Origin of the sequence: Streptomyces katrae (assembly GCF_000966975.1) — a bacterium.
Classification (GTDB): Bacteria; Actinomycetota; Actinomycetes; order Streptomycetales; family Streptomycetaceae; genus Streptomyces; species Streptomyces katrae.
The window spans coordinates 1-2,803 of record NZ_JZWV01001462.1; the positions used below are offsets into that span (position 1 = coordinate 1).

The following is a 2,803-nucleotide window of genomic DNA, read 5'->3' on the forward strand; positions in this document are numbered from 1 at the left end:
TCTCCGCGCTCGGTGTGCCGCAGGAGGGGATGCCGGAGTCGGCGAACGGCGCGGCCGCCCTGTTCCGCCTCCTCGCCGCGGAACGCCGCCTCCTCGTCGTACTCGACAACGCGCGGGACTCCGAGCAGGTCAGGCCGCTCCTGCCGGGCGGTCGCCGCTGCGTCACCGTCGTCACCAGCCGCCACCGGCTGCCCGGGCTGATCGTCACCGACAGCGCCACGCCCGTCGCCGTGGACGTGCTCGGCCCGGACGACGGCACGATGCTCCTCGCCCGGGTGCTCGGCGCGGACCGCGTCGGCGCGGAGCCGGCGGCCGCGCGGCGGCTGGCCGGGCTGTGCGGCGGGCTGCCCCTCGCGCTGCGGGTGGCGGCTGCCCGGCTGGCCCAGCGGCCCGACCGGTCGCTGGAGGCGATGGCCGCCGAACTGTCCGACGAGACGCGCCGGCTGGCCCTGCTGGACGTCGAGGACACCGGGGTGCGGGCGGCCCTGCGCGTGACGCTGCAACAGCTCCCGGCGGAGGTCTCCGGCCTGTTCGCCCGTCTTGGCCGCCACCCCGGCACGTACGTCGACCGGTATGCGGCGGCCGCCCTGGCGGACACCGGCCCGGCGGCCGCCGAGGCCTGCCTGGAGCGGCTGGCCGTCGCCCACCTCGTCACGGAGACGGCGTCCGGCCGGTGGACGATGCACGATCTCGTACGGCTCTACGCCCGGAGCCTGGACGCCGGTCCGGCCGCGCTGACGCGCGTGCTCGACCACTACGTGGCCACGGCCCTCGCGGCGATGGCGGCGGCCGAGCCCGGCAACGAGGACTGCTTCCCGCTGCCTGCGGACTTCCTGCCGCCCGCCGCCGTGCGGGAGTTCGGCGACCGCTCCGCCGCCGTGGCCTGGTACACGGCCGAGCGCGACGAGCTCACCCGGGCGGCGGCCGCCGCGCACGCCGCCGGACTGCACGACCGCACGTGGCGGATCGTCCTCACGCTGTGGCCGTTGATGGTGTGGCGGGTCCGCGACGGCTGGGTCCCCTTGCTGGAGACGGGGCTCGAGGCGGCACGCGCCGACGCCGACGCCCACGGCGAGGCGCGGGTCCTGAACGTGCTGGGCTGGGTCCTGACCGAGGAAGGCCGCCTTCCGGAGGCGCTCACCCACCTGCGGGCCGCCTCCGCACTGGCCTCCCGGGCCGGCGACGCGGTGGCCGAGGCGAACGCCCTGCTCGTCCTGGCCCTGGCGCAGGCGGCGCTCGGAGGGCTGGACGAGGCCGCGGCGGGGTGCGAGCGGGCGGTCGGGCTGGCGCGCGGGGCGGGCGACCGGACCATCGAGAGGCTGGCCCTGCAGCACCTCGCCCGGCACCGGGCCGACGCGGGGAGGTGGCGCGAGGCCCTGGACACGGCCGACGAGGCCCTGGCCCTCGACGACGCCCCCGGCACGGCCGACGTGCCCAGGATCCTGCTCCTCATCGTGCGGGGAGAGGCGCTGCTGGGACTCGGCGACGAGGCCGAGGGCATCGGACAGCTCGACCTGGCGGCCCGGGAGGCGGAGTCGTCCGGCAACGAGGACGCCGCGGTACGGGCGCTCGGCGCCCTCCTGAAGGCCGCGCCGACCCCAGAACTCCAGGCCCGCCACGACGCGGCGCTCACCCGCCTCACCACCCTGGCCTGACGGTCGGACGGACGCGTCGCCCAGCATCGTGAGGATGCCGTCGACGGTCCGTTCGAAGAGGGGGCCGGGGTCGGCAAGAGCGCCTTCCCGGGCTCGGGCGCCCACCCTGTCCAGCGAGCGTTCGCCCTGGCCGGGCTGAGGCAGAGCGGCCCCCTGACCCCGGCACCCCACCGGCTCCGGCCCGGGCGCACCGCCCACCGCAGACGCCGCCTGGCGGGCTGCGACGGCCCCGGTGGCGGCGTTCGACGGGCCCCGCACCGCGCGGAGGCACCGGGCCCTCAACTCCCCTGCAGGGGATCATGGTTCAATGCCGAGCGTGACAGAGTCCATACGCCCTGGCGGAACCTGGAGTTCCACGGTCGGCCCGCTGCGCCCCGGCGATCCGCGGGACGTCGGCCCCTACCGCCTCGAGGGACGGCTGGGCGCGGGCGGCATGGGGGAGGTCTTCCTCGGCACGTCGGCGAGCGGACGCCGGGTCGCGGTGAAGCTGATCCGGCCGGAGCTGGCCGCCGCCGCGCGCTTCCGGGAGCGGTTCGCGCGGGAGGCGGCCGCCGCCCGGCCGGTCGGCGGATTCCACACGGCGCAGGTCGTGGACGCCGACCCGGCGGCGGAACCGCCGTGGCTGGCCACCGCCTACATACCCGGTCCGACGCTGCAACAGCTGGTCGACGCCGAAGGGCCCCGCGACCCGGAAGCCGTGCTGCGGCTCGGCGCGGGCATCGCCGAAGGACTGGCCGCGATCCACCGCTGCGGGCTCGTGCACCGGGACCTCAAACCGGGCAACGTGATCGTGGCCGAGGACGGCCCGCGCATCATCGACTTCGGCATCGCGCTCGAGCCGGGCACCGACGCGCCCACCCGGACCGGATCGGTCATCGGGACGTACGCCTACATGTCACCGGAGCAGGTGCGGGGCGAGGCGCTCTCGCCCGCCGGCGACGTGTTCGCCTTCGGTTCGGTGCTCGTGTTCGCGGCGACCGGCCGCAGCCCGTTCGACGCGACGACGGTGCCGGCCATCGTGCACCGCGTCGTCACCGAACCGCCCCGGCTCGACGGACTGGCCGCCGCCCTGCGCGAGCTGGCCGAAGCGTGCCTCGCCAAGGACCCCGCCGGGCGTCCCGGAATGGACGAGGTACTGGCCCGTCTCG

At 76.8% G+C, this 2,803-nt stretch carries 1 protein-coding gene and 1 pseudogene; both read left to right on the forward strand.

Features of this window, described 5'->3' with window-relative positions; genetic code table 11:
• Positions 1-1,655: pseudogene (locus tag VR44_RS38325) on the forward strand (AfsR family transcriptional regulator); the annotation flags it as partial.
• 316 nt (positions 1,656-1,971) lie between these two features.
• A partial coding sequence (locus tag VR44_RS38330; RefSeq protein ID WP_169791090.1) for a serine/threonine-protein kinase occupies positions 1,972-2,803 on the forward strand: 832 nt, incomplete at its 3' end.